The 17,537-nt window shown below is 45.9% G+C and carries 22 protein-coding genes; all 22 read left to right on the forward strand.

What is annotated here, in order from left to right; translation table 11 throughout:
- Positions 1-903: hypothetical protein (locus NBH15_RS25530; RefSeq protein WP_350472302.1), on the forward strand; the 903-nt coding region annotated here is incomplete at its 5' end.
- Positions 904-1,013: 110 nt separating this feature from the next.
- Complete coding sequence (locus NBH15_RS25535; protein ID WP_250823898.1) at positions 1,014-1,349, forward strand: hypothetical protein; 336 nt, start codon at positions 1,014-1,016, stop codon at positions 1,347-1,349.
- Complete coding sequence (locus NBH15_RS25540) at positions 1,336-1,743, forward strand: structural protein P5 (protein WP_250823899.1); 408 nt, start codon at positions 1,336-1,338, stop codon at positions 1,741-1,743. The genes NBH15_RS25535 and NBH15_RS25540 overlap by 14 nt, the downstream gene beginning before the upstream one ends.
- Before the next feature lie 26 nt (positions 1,744-1,769).
- Positions 1,770-2,198, forward strand: coding sequence for a DUF6808 domain-containing protein (locus NBH15_RS25545; protein ID WP_250823900.1), 429 nt, complete (start codon positions 1,770-1,772; stop codon positions 2,196-2,198).
- A 274-nt stretch (positions 2,199-2,472) separates the two neighbouring features.
- Entirely contained in the window at positions 2,473-2,706 is a 234-nt protein-coding gene (locus NBH15_RS25550; protein WP_250823901.1) for a hypothetical protein, read from the forward strand.
- Positions 2,703-3,149 carry a hypothetical protein gene (locus tag NBH15_RS25555; protein WP_250822013.1) on the forward strand — a complete coding sequence of 149 codons (447 nt, stop codon included), beginning with the start codon at positions 2,703-2,705 and terminating at the stop codon, positions 3,147-3,149. Before NBH15_RS25550 ends, NBH15_RS25555 begins: the two co-directional genes overlap by 4 nt.
- A gap of 140 nt (positions 3,150-3,289) precedes the next feature.
- Positions 3,290-3,769 (forward strand): hypothetical protein, encoded by a 480-nt coding sequence (locus NBH15_RS25560; protein WP_250823902.1) that lies wholly within the window; start codon positions 3,290-3,292, stop codon positions 3,767-3,769.
- A gap of 3 nt (positions 3,770-3,772) precedes the next feature.
- Positions 3,773-7,429, forward strand: coding sequence for a phage tail tape measure protein (locus tag NBH15_RS25565; RefSeq protein WP_250823903.1), 3,657 nt, complete (start codon positions 3,773-3,775; stop codon positions 7,427-7,429).
- 23 nt (positions 7,430-7,452) lie between these two features.
- A complete protein-coding gene (locus tag NBH15_RS25570; RefSeq protein ID WP_250823904.1) occupies positions 7,453-9,141 on the forward strand; it encodes a hypothetical protein in 1,689 nt (562 codons plus the stop codon).
- 59 nt (positions 9,142-9,200) lie between these two features.
- Positions 9,201-9,578: a hypothetical protein gene (locus NBH15_RS25575; protein WP_250823905.1), complete on the forward strand. Its 378-nt coding sequence runs from the start codon at positions 9,201-9,203 to the stop codon at positions 9,576-9,578.
- A 12-nt stretch (positions 9,579-9,590) separates the two neighbouring features.
- Positions 9,591-9,839 carry a hypothetical protein gene (locus tag NBH15_RS25580; protein WP_250823906.1) on the forward strand — a complete coding sequence of 83 codons (249 nt, stop codon included), beginning with the start codon at positions 9,591-9,593 and terminating at the stop codon, positions 9,837-9,839.
- Complete coding sequence (locus NBH15_RS25585; RefSeq protein WP_250823907.1) at positions 9,836-11,449, forward strand: hypothetical protein; 1,614 nt, start codon at positions 9,836-9,838, stop codon at positions 11,447-11,449. The genes NBH15_RS25580 and NBH15_RS25585 overlap by 4 nt, the downstream gene beginning before the upstream one ends.
- Positions 11,450-11,473: 24 nt before the next feature.
- Entirely contained in the window at positions 11,474-12,424 is a 951-nt protein-coding gene (locus NBH15_RS25590; RefSeq protein ID WP_250823908.1) for a DUF6712 family protein, read from the forward strand.
- A 272-nt stretch (positions 12,425-12,696) separates the two neighbouring features.
- Positions 12,697-13,023, forward strand: coding sequence for a hypothetical protein (locus tag NBH15_RS25595; protein WP_250823909.1), 327 nt, complete (start codon positions 12,697-12,699; stop codon positions 13,021-13,023).
- 54 nt (positions 13,024-13,077) lie between these two features.
- Complete coding sequence (locus NBH15_RS25600; protein ID WP_250823910.1) at positions 13,078-13,842, forward strand: hypothetical protein; 765 nt, start codon at positions 13,078-13,080, stop codon at positions 13,840-13,842.
- A 107-nt stretch (positions 13,843-13,949) separates the two neighbouring features.
- Complete coding sequence (locus NBH15_RS25605) at positions 13,950-14,459, forward strand: hypothetical protein (protein ID WP_250823911.1); 510 nt, start codon at positions 13,950-13,952, stop codon at positions 14,457-14,459.
- A gap of 5 nt (positions 14,460-14,464) precedes the next feature.
- Positions 14,465-14,908 carry a hypothetical protein gene (locus NBH15_RS25610; RefSeq protein WP_250823912.1) on the forward strand — a complete coding sequence of 148 codons (444 nt, stop codon included), beginning with the start codon at positions 14,465-14,467 and terminating at the stop codon, positions 14,906-14,908.
- A 12-nt stretch (positions 14,909-14,920) separates the two neighbouring features.
- Positions 14,921-15,415 carry a DUF7841 family protein gene (locus tag NBH15_RS25615; protein ID WP_250823913.1) on the forward strand — a complete coding sequence of 165 codons (495 nt, stop codon included), beginning with the start codon at positions 14,921-14,923 and terminating at the stop codon, positions 15,413-15,415.
- A 245-nt stretch (positions 15,416-15,660) separates the two neighbouring features.
- Positions 15,661-15,879, forward strand: coding sequence for a hypothetical protein (locus NBH15_RS25620; protein WP_250823914.1), 219 nt, complete (start codon positions 15,661-15,663; stop codon positions 15,877-15,879).
- A 21-nt stretch (positions 15,880-15,900) separates the two neighbouring features.
- Positions 15,901-16,428: a hypothetical protein gene (locus tag NBH15_RS25625; protein ID WP_250823915.1), complete on the forward strand. Its 528-nt coding sequence runs from the start codon at positions 15,901-15,903 to the stop codon at positions 16,426-16,428.
- 419 nt (positions 16,429-16,847) lie between these two features.
- Complete coding sequence (locus NBH15_RS29260) at positions 16,848-16,970, forward strand: hypothetical protein (protein ID WP_284706493.1); 123 nt, start codon at positions 16,848-16,850, stop codon at positions 16,968-16,970.
- A gap of 106 nt (positions 16,971-17,076) precedes the next feature.
- Positions 17,077-17,523 (forward strand): hypothetical protein, encoded by a 447-nt coding sequence (locus tag NBH15_RS25630; protein WP_250823916.1) that lies wholly within the window; start codon positions 17,077-17,079, stop codon positions 17,521-17,523.
- Positions 17,524-17,537: the final 14 nt, after the last annotated feature.

Consider the following 17,537-nt stretch of genomic DNA (forward strand, 5'->3'; position numbering starts at 1 on the left):
ACCGGGCATGTGCCCACAACACGAAAAAATATGGCAGATATTAGCTCAGATCAAGCTTTAAATGGACTAAAAATTAAAACGGATGCCTTACCGAATGATTGGTATGTGACATTAGTTAATCCCCAAAACGGGGAACCGGGAGAGAATATGTCAATAGCCAGGTTTGTAGAGTTATTTACTTCAAAACAGCCGGAAGTAACCGAATCGTCAAAGGGATTAATGAGCTCTCTGGGTTTAAAATCTAACCCTAGCAATGCTAGGGTGAACAGGAAGATTTTAGACGTCGAACTAATAGCTAAAAAAGCTTTTAGGGTGAGAAAAAAATCAGGTGATGTTAATTTTAATATTAAAATATTAGGTGGATGGACCTACGGAAATGCTTATGGAGTAATTGAAAAAGTAATATCTTATTATTTAAATGGCAATATGGCTGGAACAAAAGTTTATAAATGTTCTAACAATACATGTGGTATATTTTATATATCAGATCCATATAAAGATGGTGATTATATTTGTGTCGATATTGTTAATAAATATACTGAACAGTCAAGTGTATTTGCTGTTATACTAGAAAGTTATTATACGCTTGATAGCTTCGAGTTTACAAATAATCAAACACCCAGATCAGAAGACCTTACAAAAAACAATAGAGACGAAACTGAATTTGCATTAAAAACATCAGCCAATACGTTGGCATCATCTCCAAATGCTCTAACGGAAACAGTAGTTGAAGAAGTCCCAGTATCAGCCGACACCCCGATGACGTTACAGGAAGACGGGCAACCGGTTCCCATGACTCAGACGGTAGAGAGATACGAATACAGCGTACCTAAAATGGCGGAAGCGATCCTGGCGCTACAAAAAGAAATTGCCGAACTGAAAGGAGGAGCAGGGAAAGAATAGTTCAAAACGCAAAAATGTTGAAATAAAAACCACCTCCAATACATCGCAATAAAGGGGTGGTTTATAAAGTAAAACAAGAACTTAGATGTTCTTTAAATATTAACAAAGATATGGACATTAATAGTATAGCAACAATTGTGGCAACCATACTAGGATCTATTGGAGGCTTAGAGTTTTTCAGATGGCTCGGAAGCCGAAAAAAAGATAACGTGGTTTGGCTGGAAGAGCGTATAACCCAACGAGATTTAAAAATAGATGCCCTTTATGTAGAGTTGCGTAAAGAACAGGCTGATAAATTGAATTGGATACATAAATACCATGAACTGGAATTGCTGTACAAAGAAGCGGAATGGAACAGGTGTAATGTCCGACATTGTGAAGGAAGAATACCTCCAAGAGGAGAGATGAATAAAACTATAAACGATATAGACGATGAGACAGAATGAATTACCCCGGGGGTTGCGAAACAACAACCCCGGAAACATCAGGCGTAACAGTGACGTATTCCAAGGCGAGGTGAATCCTAGCCGGGACAAAGAGTTTAAGCAGTTCAAAAACATGGCTTATGGTTATCGAGCAATGTTTAAAATCCTGTCGAACTATTATAATAAATATCAGCTGAACACGATCAGAGAGATGATCAGCCGTTGGGCGCCGGAAAACGAAAACAATACAGCTGCTTATGTGTCGCTAGTAAGTATCTATGCCGGGATCGCTCCCGACGCCCTGATCAGCTTCGACCGCGAACAAATGATCCGGATCGTTGCCGGGATGAGTAAAGTGGAGAACGGGCGTGAAGCGGTGATGTCGGACGTTATAGCCGGTTGGAATCTGTTATGAAACGCTGGCAAGTAATATTGGCGGTTGTGTGCCTGGTAGCTGGTTTTGCGGCTGGCTACCAAGTGCGCAAAACTTCTGAAAAGGAATTGATCCTACGCGATACGGTGGTCGACACGCTCCGATCGGAACTACCGATCCCTTCTTATGAAGTGATGGTGGAAGAAGTGGAAGTTCCCTTTCCTATATATTCGTATTCAAAAGCGGACACCTTACTAGTTTACGACACTATCTATGTGCCTGTGCCAATAAGCAAGAAAATTTACGAAACAGATGATTACCGGGCGGTAGTAAGCGGATTCAGGCCGACCTTGGAACAGCTTGACATATACCGGAAAAAGGAGATAGTCTACCGCAAAGAAAGTCGGTTCGGCTTGGGCGTGATTGCTGGGTATGGCGTGGGGCGTAACGGGCTTTCGCCGTATGTCGGATTTGGAGGGTTTTACAGGATATTTTAACAACGAAGATTGCTTTCAAACAAAAAAATAATGCCTTTCTTTTGCACAACTAAAATTTAATTTCCATATTTGCAGTGTCCTATTTCGAAACAGGCGGGTGACCGCCGAACATCTTTGTATCGGCATTTTTTATGTCTATGCATATATATTTATGATATAACGGTTTCGTACCCCCTTGATACGGCTTAATGGCCGTAACTGCCTGTTTCGGTGTAGGACAAAGGGACAGGCGGGACCGTTTTTTTATACCCACCATCCGAAAACAATGTTAGTTATGTCCAAACGAAACAACATTTGTTTGCCGGTGAACAACAGTACCCAACAAGCAACGTTATCCCACGAAACGGGAATCTTTTCTTGGGCAAATGTAGCCCGCATGTTGAACGCTATCCCAATGGGAATCTGCGAGTGTAAAACCGAAGCCGACGCGAAAGGCTATGTAAAAGCGTTGGCTGTTATCCTATCTGCTCTTGTATTGGCAGCTATCGAAGAAGGAGGTGCGCTATGAAACCCTTCCAGTCAAAGAGATCTACCGAATGGTCGGACCGGTACAATGCCATCGATATTTTAGATATAATAAGAAAGGGATACTCTACCGATGAACGCGAAAAAGCCCGGAGGATGAGTGAAGAACGCCGCGGGGTAGACCACGTAAACCGCAAACTGCGCGAGATAGCCAGTACCGGTGCGAAGGCTATCCACATGGCCGCCTACGTTATCAGCAGCATCGAAGACATGGCACATAAGAACAAGGATATCGGTTACCTGCTGGCTTCCCTCCCTGGAGACAAAAGCCCGTCTGCTGCAATTTCCGAACTCGGCATGATGTTGGCCGACCTGAACGAACATGTCATCGACCGCATCGAAGCGGCCATGTTATGCACCCCGGAATTATTCAACAAGGAATATCTGAACGATCCATTACAGGAATACGTGGAAACGTTCGAATAACGATAGAAAGACTTTGGTTTTTTAAACTATTTTTTTTTACCGCCCTGCACCCGCTGTGAGGTTCGTGCAGGGCGTTTTTTTGTCCTTAAACCAAACGAAGCCACCGCCTAAATTCGTGTCACACTAATTCTTATGGCGATATGGCACGACTTACTGCAAACGATTATTTACCCCGAGGAGAATCAAGGGAAGAGGTTCTGGAACGATGGGCTGAAAACGTCATACAACGTTGGATCAAGGAAATCCATTATCAGGATATTAAAAACCCGAACAGATTGATAGCCAGCTTGAAAAAAAAGGTCTACAACGCATCCGGTGGCGACCAGACCAAAATAATATTCACACTTGCCAATTATGGACGGTACGTGGATTTGGGTGTAGGACGAGGCGAGAAGTACACGAAGAAGAAACATGATCCTGTTTTCCATTCGGGTAAACCGTATCCCGGAACGCCCGGATATTCCTACCAGGTAAAACCGTGGTTGATGCCCCTTTTCAAACAGCGCGTATATTCATTGGCGCAAATACTGGAACGGAAATACAGCGAATACGCCGAACTAATGGTTATTCAGAACATCGCACCGGAAAAATTCTTAAACAACAACACTAACCCCTTATAACCAATGGCAAGAGATACCCATAAAGCCCACGTCGTATTGACAATGGACGGCAAGCAGGCGGATAAGATGCTGGATAATTTGCGCGACAAGAGCGAGGCGCTTCGCGACGAAATACGGCAAGTGAACAACCAAAGGATAACGACCGGATTATCAGGAGAAGAAGCGAAACGATTTGACACACTGAATAAGGAACTCCGCGAAACTAGAAGGCTATATCGTGAGCTGGCAGCACAGACAAGGGACGTTACGGATGTTATCAATAAGATTTCCACCGCCCCAATCAAAGCAATAAAGGATGCTATCCGTGCCACCGAAGCATCCATGCAAAGGCTGGATCGTAGTACGGCGAAATATGCCGAAAAGAAAAAGCAATTATCCCTCCTGCGTGCCGAACTCGCAAAGATCAACGAAGAAGGTGGCAAAAATATAAACACTTTTAATCAAATAGGCCAGACCGCCAAACGTCTTGCATCGTATGTATTAGTGTATGCCGGGTTTAATGAGCTTGTGGCGGGTATGCGGAAGATGTACGAGATGAACGTAGCCCTTTCCGACCAGCTTTCCGATATTGAGAAGACGACCGGAATCGCCGGACAGGAACTGGCTGAACTTTCGAACGATATCAACCGGATAGACACCCGTACTTCTGTAGAAGAACTAAATAATCTTGCCGTTGCAGCCGGTAAGATCGGTATCAAAGGCAAAGAGAATGTGTTGGCATTTGTCGATGCAGGAAATAAGATCAATGTAGCCTTGGGAGAAGACTTGGGAGAAGACGCTATCAAAAATATAGCGAAACTGAATGATGTACTGGGTATCACGGAAAAATTAGGCGTAGAGAAAGCCCTGCTGTCAACTGGTTCTGCTATCAATGAGTTGGGACAGAACAGTACGGCGAGCGAAGCCTACCTGGTGGACTTCGCCCAACGTTTGGGTGGAATCGCTAACCAAGCAAAGATCACGATGCCACAGATACTTGCTTTGGCATCTGCGTCTGATCAGTTGGGGCAGAATGTTGAAGTATCGGCTACAGCCATGAATAAGGTAATCACGACCCTTGTTTCCAAGACCGGACAAGTGGCGAAGGCAATAGGCGTAAGCCAGAAGGAGTTGCAAGACGCTCTGGACGTGAGTACATGGGAGGGCTTGATGTTGGTATTGGAAAAGCTGTCAGGAAAAGGCGGGTTGGCTGCCATCGCTCCGCTCATGGGCGACCTGGGTTCGGATGGTGCACGGTTGACAGCCGTTATCGCATCCCTCTCTTCTAATACGGAGGTATTGAGGCGCGAAGTGGAACTGTCGAACAAGGCTTTCACCGAGGCTACATCCATCGAAGCCGAGTATGAGAAAAAGAACAACAACTTAGCTGGGACAATAGAGAAGATAGGCAAAAACATCCGCCGATGGTTCCTTGGTAGTGGTATCGTGGATTGGATGCAAGGTGCTGCTTCTGGGATAGAACGGTTGACGCGCGGGGTAGGTTCAGTTGAAGAAAAGTTCAATGACTCCGTTAAGACCGTCCGGGACTTGACCCGCAACATTTCTCCGCTACTTGACGAATATGACAAGCTGAAGGACAGCACAGCAGCCGATGAACAGCAGCGCCTGAAGGAAATCATGCAACAAATAGGGACGGCTATTCCGCAGGCTGTCACCGAGATGGATAAGTACGGGAATGTGCTCTCTGTCAATACGGATAGGGCGCGGGCATTTGTTGAGTCTCAAAAACTTATCATGCAGCAGAATAACAAGACGCTAATCACGGAAACAGAAAAAGAAATAAAGCAGCTTGAAAAGCAATACAAAAAAGTTTCCGACATAGTGAAACAGGCTGGCGAAAAAGGTTCTTTTACAGAATCTACAGTTATCCAAACGTCCACTTTTGGAACATCGCAAATAATCACGTCTGAAATAACAGACCCGAAACGCATTGCCGAAGCGCAGGCGCAAATGAAGGAACTGAATGCAGAACTGGAACGTCAACGAGGCATACTGTCCGAATTGACCGGCGACTATCTGAATGCTGATCTTGAAAAACTGAAAAAGATGCAGGAAAAGCAGAAAGAAGCTGTAGAGGGTGGTGCCGGTACCCCAACCGAAACCGACAAAGAACGTAAAAAACGCCTACAAGCCGTCCTTGCCGCCGTAGATGCCTATATCAACCAGGAGAAGACCAAGCTAATACAAGCCCGTGTGAACCGTGACAAGTTCCGCGATGAAGAGATATCTACCGAGCAGAAGTATAACGAGATGCTGGAAAAGATTGAGTTCGAAGGACTTGAAAAGAAATTGGCTGTAGCCGGGCTGGACAAAGAGAAGCGTGCCGAGATAGAACAGCGTTTCTACGAATTGAAACTTCGTCTATTCAACAAGTCTGAATCTGATACGAAGGCCTATTTGGACAAACTGGACAAGCTCTATGACGACTTTGACCTGAAAGGTGTAAGCCGTGATCAGCGCGAACTGGTGCGTATCCAACAGAAGTATAAAGATGCTGAGTTGCTCTTGGAGGACGCTTTAAAAAAACAATTCATATCGCAGGAAGAATATGAAAAGCAAATAGAGATACTCCGGCAAAAAGGACAAGAGGCAGAAGCTAACTATTACAAGGATAAAGGAGCCAAAGATGCCGCCGATCAAATAAAAAAATTGAATCAGTTACAAGCGGAAGCCGAACTGGCAGCCTCTGAAAACCGCCTGAACGGTATTTACACCGAACAGGAATACAAAGCCCGACTGTTGGAAATCGAGATCGAATACCAGAACAAACGGCTTGCCGTAAGCGGGCTGACAGAAGAGCAAATCACAGAACTGAAACGTAAGAGTTCCGACCACCAGATTTCTATCCTGGATGCGGCCAGCCGGAAACAGGAACAGATACAGAACCGGTACAATGAGATCATAAAAGGGTCGCTGTCCGGGTTGGGGAACGCGTTCGGAGAAATGTTCGGTAGTGGGGAAGATGCTATGAAATCGTTCGGTGAATCGATGATAGACATGACATTTGATGTATTGAACCAATTGGTCAACATCTGGACGGCAGAAATGGCCGCGTCAGCAGTGAAAGCCACATACAAGGCTACAGCCGAATCATATGCGACACCTGATTCCGTATTGACTTTTGGCGCGTCCGGTGCGGCACGTGCGGCGGTTATGGCAGGACTTATTTCGGCTGCCCTGGCCGTGGCGAAAGCTGCTATCAAAGCCGCCATCAAGGGTGGAAGCTCCAAATCAACCTCTGCATCCACCGGCCAGCGTGTCGTCAAGACCGGCGGCTTCTCCGTTGGCGGTTATTCCGGTGACGGAGGTGTGTATGAGGTGAAAGGATTCGTGCACGGGGGCGAATACATCATTCCTAAATGGATGATGCAGAACCCGGCTATCTTCAACATGGCACAGACACTCGAATACATCCGGCAAAGCAAGTCGAAGGCAAATCCGCTTCCCTCAAAAGGCTATGCCGAAGGGGGGGGCGTGGAGACGAAGATACCGCTCCCTGTCACGGGCGTTGACAGGGAGATGAAAGAGATACTGGTCAGCACAAGGGACCTGTTATCGTACCTGAAAACGAACGGCGTCTTCACCAACTTCAACATCAGCCGTTTCAACGAGGAAAACAACCGGTTGCAAGCTTCTATAAAACGGGGCAGCCGGAAATAACGAATACATAAAAACAATCTGATATGCACATCTATATAGACGACAACAGCAACCCGCTGAAAGAATTTCAGCTACCCGCCAATTTCACCACGGAACTCAGCCGAACAAACCCCTTCCTGACCGACGAAGGCAGCCAAAGTATCCCTCTTACACTGCCCGCAAGCGAGCATAATTTGAGGCTGGTTGATTTTTTGCATAGGGGAGCATTTGTATATCGTCCACAATCAAAAATACTTGTAGTCTTGTCTGAAGGATCATTATGGCTAAGGGGAAACTTGGTTATAGGACAGGTGAATAAAAAAGAAGGCATAGACTGTACAGTCTATATGAATGAAGGCGAATTATATGAGAAGATAAAGGATTACAAATTAAGAGATCTTGGATGGTTGGATATGCCAGGTCTTGGCGTGACTGTTACCATGAGGGCTAAATATTGGATGAATAGATTCCTGGACATTATACAAAAAAAAATAGAACAACCGGAAGAATATTATATATGCAATGTTTGGTCTGAAAGCGAATTTTATGTAGGAAGCCCCAAAAAAGGCGATTATTTGATGCTGAATGAATTAAGTTTTAAGGATAATGTTTTGTCTTTCTATGCGATGGAAGAACAAAAATATTATGAACAAAGCGATGATGAAGCAACAGAAATAACGGCTCCTGTAGGTTTTGGAATAACACCTTTTTTGAGGCTGGGATATGTACTCCGGACTATATTCAAATTCTTCGGATACACGTTGGACGCAAATATATTTGATACAAACGAATCTTTAAAAAGAGTGGTCGTATTAAATAATGTGGCCGATGCGATTGTTGATGGTTACATTCATTTTAAACAACTTTTACCTGATGTTTCAGTAGAAGATTTCTTGAAAGCAGTCCGTATTAAATTCGGACTGGAATTTATCCAGAAAGGTAATCATATATCGATTAAAACATGGACAGAAAATTTACATAGTTTGCCGGATATGGACTTAATATCCTTTATCCGAAATACTAAATCGTATGTATTAGAAGAAAAAAAAGCTTTATCAATAGAATTTCAAGCGTTAACAGATCATCCTCATTACCGTCACACTAGATCTGTGGAAGATCTAAAAAAGAGGAATGATTCTCTGCTTACGCATCTTTCCCCTTCCGGGTTCGTGGAAGAATCTCTTGATATCATGGATAAAACTCCATATTTCTACAATGGACTAAGTGGCTATATGAAACAAGAAGGCATAGAAGGATATGCAAAGTCACTGGAGCTTTTATTTATCAATGCGGTGAAGTATTTTAATTCGGATTTAATAATTAATGGAGAGTTAAATGAAGACAGCGGAGAAAACATGGATATTTCTTTTTGCTTTTCAGAGACAAGTTTGTCAACCTTCAGAAACACAAAGAAATATATAGCATCTAGAAATTATTCTGATTATTTAAGCCTGTACGCAACCTCTGTCATGGGTTCAAGCGGATCAATGGTTTATGAGAATAATATATATGAAGTATTATATAAAGATCGTGACAAAATGCTCCAACAAGCCAACCAGCAGATTATCTACGAAGCAGTAATCCCTGCCCATATAATAAATAGCATGGACATATCGACCCCAAAGATAATTGACGGGCAAAAAGTTCTGATCGAGCGTATAGATTACGTGATCGGTCGTCCTGACCTGTGCCAGATAACTGCGCGGACATTACATCTGATGGAAGACAAGTAGGTTGTTTTGTCCTTTCAGCAGATGTAACCCCTGTTTAACTTGCCACAAAAACAAAGTATATGAGACCATTCGGAAGAAAAAAACAACCCTACGGGAGAAACCAGGACCCGGACAATAACCCGCAATCCGGGAACGAACCGGATAAGCCCGCCGACGATCCGCTGGTACGGGCTTTCGTTCGCGATTACACTCCGGCGATGAACCAGGAAGACCCTGACACGATCAACATGTCACTGAACGACCTGCGGCATACATTCAACGCGTTCCAGTCGCCGACAGGCTTCGATCCTCTGAAGAAAATCCTGAACCAGTTGGATCAAAACGGCTTCCAGATTCAAATCCGGAACCACAAAGACGAGTTCGTGTTACCCGTCCGCCGAGCTACGCTCCTGCGTGCAACCGGCGTGAAGACTTTACCCATGCCTGAAAACAATTAATCCGTCACAAACATGACACCAGTAATCCATATCAAACAAGTAATAGCCGAACTCGAGCGCAAGGACGACTCTGGCAAGGCAATTCCTTTTTCCGCCCGCGTACTGAAAAAAGACGGGGCTGTTGCTCTGTTCGAAGATGCCGTATGCACCAGCACTTACCATAACGGCACAGCCAATATTTATACGCCAGCCAGTCAGGAAACGCGGAAAGTGCGTATGCTGCATTTCATCGAGTTTAACGGGAAGGAGGTCGTGATATGAGCCGAACGATAGCCGACAACGTAATGGGCGTGAAAGGGCTTCGCGTGGTAGAGTTGAATATGGGCAGCGAAAAGTCGTCTGCCCTCGTAACAAACTTTCCCAAGGACGATGGGAGCGACTTCTTTGTTTCCGATGAAGCCGCCCGCCCGGTGCAGACAAGCAGCAAAGCGGATGAAGGGAAACTCTACGTACAATGGGGTTCCGACAACCAGCTGCCCCAGAACATTATATTACGGGCAAATGAAAGCCCATACGTTGCACCGTCGTTGAACCACCTGATAAAAAGTACCTTTTCGGCTGGCATAAAGATGCAATACACCTGCCCGGTCTACCGTAACGGCAAATTGGAAGAGGAAATCATCGACTACCGCCATGCGGGCGTATGGATCCGCCAGCGGATCAACGAGCTGCGCAACGTAATGGATAACTCCTACGTGGAAGGCGGATTCGTCAGCCCCGGCACAAGGCGCAAGCCGATAGACCGGACGGATGAGATCGGTGAATTGGAAGCCGACCTTAAACGCTGGAAGGCTACGAACGATTTCCTGTCCCGTTTTGAAGAGGACTGTAACCTGACCCTCTGGCTGTACGAGCAGGCTTCTGATGCCAACTACTTCTGGAACTGGTACCCGGTATTGGAGTTGAACGTAGGGGAACCGGGCAAGGAATGGACACCTACGGTGCGCCGCCTCTCATTCCTGGATACCACCTGCACACGGAAAGGAATAAAAGACCCATACGGCAAGATAAACTATTGCGTATACAGCAATTCGTTTGCCCAGGACAGCAACGTGGTGAAACCCGACCATCCTGAAGACAGCATCCGCCAGATCGTGATTGACGCGCTGGATCCGGAACGTGCCGTAGCCGACCTGCGCGAGAAGGTGAAGGCACAACGGGGCGTGAAGCAAGTAGGTAAGCGCACGACACGCTATGTCATCCCAATGTGCATCCCGACACCGGGAAAGTTCTACTATAGTTTTCCTTCCTGGTGGACGATCTTCAAGAGCCGGATATTTTCCTATATGCTCGCCATGTTTTCACGCCGTGCGACCATGATGGAGAACAGTTCCATGTTCAAGTACATCATCCATATCGACGAAGAGTATATCCGGTATGAAGAAACCCGCCGGAACGCACAGACCGACGATGAGCGCGAGAAAGTATTCAACGACCTGATAGACGACATTTCCAACTTCATCAAAGATCCGAAGAACAACGGGAAGACACTGATATCTTTATCAAAGACCATCGACGATAAAAAAGTGAAATGGGTGGAAATCGAACTGATAGAGAATCCGATGAAAGGCAGTGACGTAAAAGAAGATATTGCCGAGATCGCCAACGTGATGCTCTTTGCCATGGGAATCCATCCGCAAACCGTCGGTGCCATCCCCGGAAAGGACAAGATGGCAAGCGGTACGGAGGCACGCGAGCTGAACACGCTCCAGCAGCTTTACCTGTTCGGCATGAAGAAGATGATCTTGTACCCCCTCGAAGTCATGAAGGCTTTCAACAACCTCGACCCACACCTGAAGTTCGACATCCCTGTCCATGTACTGACAACGCTCGACAAGAACAAGCAGGGGGTAGAAGAGATGAAGAATTAACAATACAATTAAAACATACAGAATATGTTAGTCAAGAGCACATCCGAAATAAACCGCTGGTTTCCGAATACCTCGTTTATCGATGAAGAAGAGCCGAATATACAGCCTTATCTCGATGCAGCCGAACGGGCGCACCTGTTACCGGTGTTGGGACTGCCGTTGTACCGGTTCCTGCTGGCAGAATATGCCAAGGACGGGAAATATGAGAACGAGCATACGCCGGAGCTGCTGGAACGGTCACAGGCGGTCGTCATCCTGTTTGGCATCTACGGGGCGCTTCCAGCGTTGAACGTCACTATCAACACCTCCGGCGGACTGACGGTAGGTTCTTCGTCCAACATGACACCAGCCAGCAAGGACCGTTCGGACAAACTGATCGAAGCTACCTTTACCCATGCCAACGACGCAGTGGAACAACTCCTGCTTTATCTCGAAGACAACAGTATCCATTTCACCGACGAGTCCGGCGAAGAACTATGGAAACTGAGCGAAAGCTATTGGCAGAAGACCGGTTGCCTGATCTTCACGGCACGCGAGTTCAACGAAATCGTGAATATTGACAATAGCCGCATCCTGTTCAATCGTATCTACCCTGCCATGCGCCTCATGGAACGGGTGAAGCTTCGCCCGGCATTCGGCATGAAGGTGATCACACAGCTTATATCCCGCAAGATGGACAAAAAGCTGACAAGCCTCGACAAAGAACTTCTGGAGCACATGCAGACGGCGCTAGCCCTGCTTACCGTCCACCAGAGCGAAGAACTAAGCAAGCCGGACAGCATCCACGGGTACAAACCTGACGAATGTGCGGCTATAGCGGAAAACGAAATAACCATCGCCAAATCTATCCTGCGGGCCAATCCCATCGATTATCCGGATTATTACGAAAACTCGCCCGGGCATGAACCTGCCGAACGCTGGAAAAACGACGCATCTAAACCTGTGTTCGTTATGGGCGGAGGAGGAAGGCGGTAGTGCCATAAGCCTTTCGGCTGTTGCCGGTATGATAGGGTTGTTTTGCCGTGCGTAATAGTTGGAAAGGCAAAAAGATAAGGGCTCCGGAAAGGAACCCTTATCATGAAATAAATCTTTGGGAGGCGGATTAAAAATAGCCTTCCCTTTTTCCCCGTCCTTCACCACCACGATCGGAGAGGGGGAACAAAACACACGCGGATGTTTTCGGGAAGGCTACCTTTATACAACATACGGGTGTGCTTTTTGTTTCGCTAATCCTTAATATTATCAGAATGAAAGTCAGTGAAGATGTCTACAAGACAGTGGTGGAAACCGTTTGCCGGGCTTGCTCTATAGACCCGGTCATGATGTTCAGCAGTAACAAGGAAATATATGTGGACGCACGTGGTCTGCTGATCGTCGTCCTGGTCGAATACAAGTTTGGTGAAAGCCTCATTTCCGACCTTACGGGACTTACACAGCAAGCCATAAACCGCCTGAAAAATCTCTATCCCGACCGCATCAAGCGCCATTACCTGCTTTTCCATACCCTACAACAAATTCACAGCGAACTATCAACAACCTTACCACGGGATAATTCCATTACAAGGGACTTATGAGGTACTTCGCGATGTCCGGGCTACCCGGATGTAACATAAAAATTTCATATCAGTATGGAAGCGGAAAAAATAATTAAAGAGAAAGAGATTGTCCACGAAGAAGACAAGAAGCATGCGACTGACAACAGCGCACGTGCGTTGGGTATCGTCGGAACAGTGCTCGGAGGCGTGGCTGTAGCCCGTCTTTGGGGCGGTCGTGGCGGCGGACTGTTCGGCGGCGGAAACTGGGGCGGCGGTATGCCCGAAAACGTGAACATCAACACAATGGCTGGTGGTGCAGGCTATGGTGCCGGTGCTCCGACTGCATTCATGGCATGGGAAAAGAGCTGTGAAGACGCAATCGCCCTGACAAATGCCATGTGGGGACTGAAGGTATCGGGGATGCAAGCCGATTACGACCATCGCAATACGGACGTAGCCGAAAAGTTCCAGCTTTACCAGTTTACGGTAAACGGCGACTTTGGTAACTATAAGGCAATCCGTGACCTGAACGACTACCAGACAGATAAACTGAACAACGCAGCATTCGGCTTGTACAAAAGCCAGGTCGACGGTTTTGCGGCATTGAACGCACGCATCTGCCATCTGGAAAAAGAGGTTGCCGTAGGGGCTGCTATCCGTCCGTACCAGGATAAGCTGATCCAGTGCGAGATCGACCGGGCATTCACTGCTTCTGTCAACTACACGAACCGTTTGGATTGCCGCAACATCAAAGGCGAGTTGGTTCTTCCTAACACTCCGGTTGTTACTGGCTATGGAAGCTATCGCAACTGTGGATGCGGGTTTCCCAATGCAAGCGCGTCCGGCGAAGCTGTATAACAGCATAAAACCTGCCAAGGCTAAGCCCCGGCGCAAAAAGAAAAGTTAGTGGCGGCCCTTCGGGGCTTGCCGCTTTCTTCCATATAATCACCACTAACAAAAAAATTATGGCAAACAATGTATTCATAGGCAATGCCGACCCGCTGTTAGGACAACCGACTTATGCCGCCGACAATGAAATGGAGGCCTACGAAAGGCAGCTTCAGAACACCCTGCAACAAATAAAGATGCAGAAACAGAATCTCAACACCAGGCAGAACCAAAGCCAGAGTCCGGTATGGGATGAAATAGACAAGTTTGTGGAAGAATTGTCGGATGTGGAAGTAGAAGCCCTGAACAGCAGCCCGGAATACCAAGAGGCACAGAACAAGGTTGCTGCCATTATTAACCGCGAGAACATGAAGATGCTACGCCCGGTGGTCGAAGGAACTCCGGACGGTAAGGAAGCTTTGGACAACCTGCTTTCGATGGCAAAAAAAATAAAGAAATCTGCATCTGAAGAAGCTAACAGGAATGCCGCACTGATGAATGAATATATGACGCAGTATTCGCATCTCACTTGGCAACAATTCATAGAGGCCAAACAAGGCAAACAACCCAAACAACCTAAAAAATAAGACGTATGGATCTAAAAGCACAAGCTCTGTCATTGAAGACACAATTGGCAAACTCCGTCGAGATATGGGCAAGCGACAGAATAGATGCGTTTGCCCTGTCAAATCCGGCAGTCAAACCTGTAGCAAAGTATCTGAAGCGAGGTGTACACAACTTGATCATCCAGCACGACCTGAAGATCACCGAGAAGGTGGAAGGAGCCATGCTCTTTCTTGCCGATGAAAACGGCCATTATGACAAGGAGATGCTGTTTGACGACGCGATGGACTTCTTCAATACGATGAAGCCCTACCCGTTCGACCTCGGGTTCATACAAGGAACATTCGGAGGCGGAAACATCCTGCTGGAGCTTCCTGATAACCTCCTGACAAACATGATGCTTGGGGGCGACAATGCCATCCGCATAACAGGCGCCGATTTCCAGGAACTGAAAGCTATATTCACCGAATAATACAGACAAACAATGAATTACAAGGATTTGATAAAAGATTACCACGCTAAGGGCTTCGCATCCGAAAAACGAATGTGGGAAGCCGTGCAGGCGATAGACGGCGCGATGGCCTGCCTGAAAGAGAAGTCGCCGGAAGTATATGACAGGTCGATGCGTGCCTTGCACGTTTCGTTCTGCGGTCCGCATTACAACGAGGCATTTGCTTGCGAGGACGTTTCCTGCCTTTTCCATAAGAACCGGAAGGGGGAAACCGTGAAGGGGGAACACTGGAACATGGAGCAGGTGTCGAACGCCGTCAAGGGTTATCCCATACCCGGAAACGCGACTCCCTACGACATCTACGTCGCCCTCAATGCCCATTGGCACGACAAGGAAGTGAAATTCAGCGAATGGTTCCCTGAAGACCACGAGAAACGCATCATTGAAGATGCCATATCGTTCTACTTCAACGACCCGGATGCGCCCGAAGGAAAAATATGGCTTTATATGGAAGCTATGAAGGGGTGACAGGAGATAAGTTGTTGTATGGAAAAACTACGTATATTTGCAGGAGTTGTAGTTGAAAGTTAGTTTTTTTAATGTTGAAAAAAAGAAAAAAGAGAGCGGTAATATTGCTGCTCTCTTTTTTTGTTAAACAGTAACTCTTAACGCCTAATCACAAAAATAATAATAAATAATACGTATATTTGCCACGCGAACAATGAATAAATATCAATCATGGGAAATTTATAAACAAAAAAAACAGCGATGCTATGGCAATTATAGACAAACCTATACCCACATTGAGAGGAAAAGAAGCCGAACGCTTTATGCGCAAGATGAAAGAGGCAGAAAAAGAGTACGGAACGATAGATTACAGCCAACAGCATAAGGAGTTTGAGGGTATGATGAAACGATCCGAAATATTCAAACAGGTTTCATCCGAGGAACTGAAAAAGAGACGTATCGATGTGTATCCTTACCTGATGTAAGATATAAATGGATTATTTATCATGGGATTGGTACTGTCTGTAATACAAACCACGTTGGTAAGTTCAGTAGCAGCTATTTTGGTTTCTGAATTTTTGAGATTGTACAGAGATAAAGTTCTGTATAAAATGGAAATACAAAAAGAGCTGATAAAGAAGCGGATTGAAGCATACGACCAGCTCGAACACATCATTGCCGGATTAAGCATTGTGGCAAGAGACGAAGACGGCAGGCGGTATCATTGTATTTTTGTAAGAAAGGTGCTGTGTGAAACTTTTATGAAGGATGTGGGAACAGCGTTAAAATATAACTTGTGGTATTCGAACGAAATTATAGATTTGCTGACAGAAATGAATGGGGTTATCAATTTAATCGTAGAGCCGGGGTATGGCTTTGAAGAAACGCCTGAGTTCTACGAGAGGAAGGAACTACAAGGAATGTCTATGTATGAACCCATTCGCGCTATCAAGGAAAGACTGATTGCCCAAATGGGTTTTGATCTGAGAGAAATGCACCGTTTGGATTTTAAAGGATTATTCCCAAAAAGGTAATTCCAGCCGCCCATCAGCCAAAAACCAAACAATCATTATCAATGTGGATATTGCCGACGAAATAAGAACCACAAGTAATTTCTCTAATAAATGCTCAAAAAAATCTCTGTCCATAACTTTTTGTTTTTCACAAATATACGAATAATTCTACTGATAATCAGTAAAAAACAAAACCATTTTATTGCACAACTAAATTTTAATCCCCATATTTGCAGTGTCCTATTTCACGAAAGGCGGGATATCCGCCGAACATTTTTTGTATCGGCATTTTTTATGCCCATACGATATATAAAAATATAACGGTTTCGTACCCCCTTGATACGGCTTAATGGCCGTAACTGCCTTTCGTGGTGTAGGACAAAGGGACAGGCGGAACCGTTTTTTTTATTCCTGCCATCCGATAACAAACAATGTTAGTTATGTCCAAACACGAAAACATTTGTTTGCCGGTGAATAAAAGTACCCAACAAGCAACGTTATCCCACGAAACGGGAATCTTTTCCTGGGCGAATGTAGCCCGCGTATTGAATGCAATGCCCTAGGTATATGTGAGTGTAAAACCGAAGCCGACGCGAAAGGTTATGTGAAAGCGTTGGCTGTTATCCTATCTGCTCTTGTATTAGCAGCTATCGAAGAAGGAGGTGCGCTATGAAACCCTTCCAGTCAAAGAGATCTACCGAATGGTCGGACCGGTACAATGCCATCGATATTTTAGATATAATAAGAAAGGGATACTCTACCGATGAACGCGAAAAAGCCCGGAGGATGAGTGAAGAACGCCGCGGGGTAGACCACGTAAACCGCAAACTGCGCGAGATAGCCAGTACCGGTGCGAAGGCCATCCACATGGCCGCCTACGTTATCAGCAGCATCGAAGACATGGCTCACAAGAACAAGGATATCGGTTATCTGCTGGCTTCCCTTCCGGGAGATAAAAGCCCGTCGGCGGCAATCTCCGAACTCGGCATGATGTTGGCCGACCTGAACGAACATGTCATTGACCGCCTCGAAGCGGCCATGTTATGCACCCCGGAATTATTCAATAAGGAATATCTGAACGATCCGCTCCAGGAATACGTGGAAACGTTCGAATAACGATATAAATTTTT

Origin of the sequence: Parabacteroides caeci, from assembly GCF_023656795.1 — a bacterium.
Classification (GTDB): domain Bacteria; phylum Bacteroidota; class Bacteroidia; order Bacteroidales; family Tannerellaceae; genus Parabacteroides; species Parabacteroides segnis.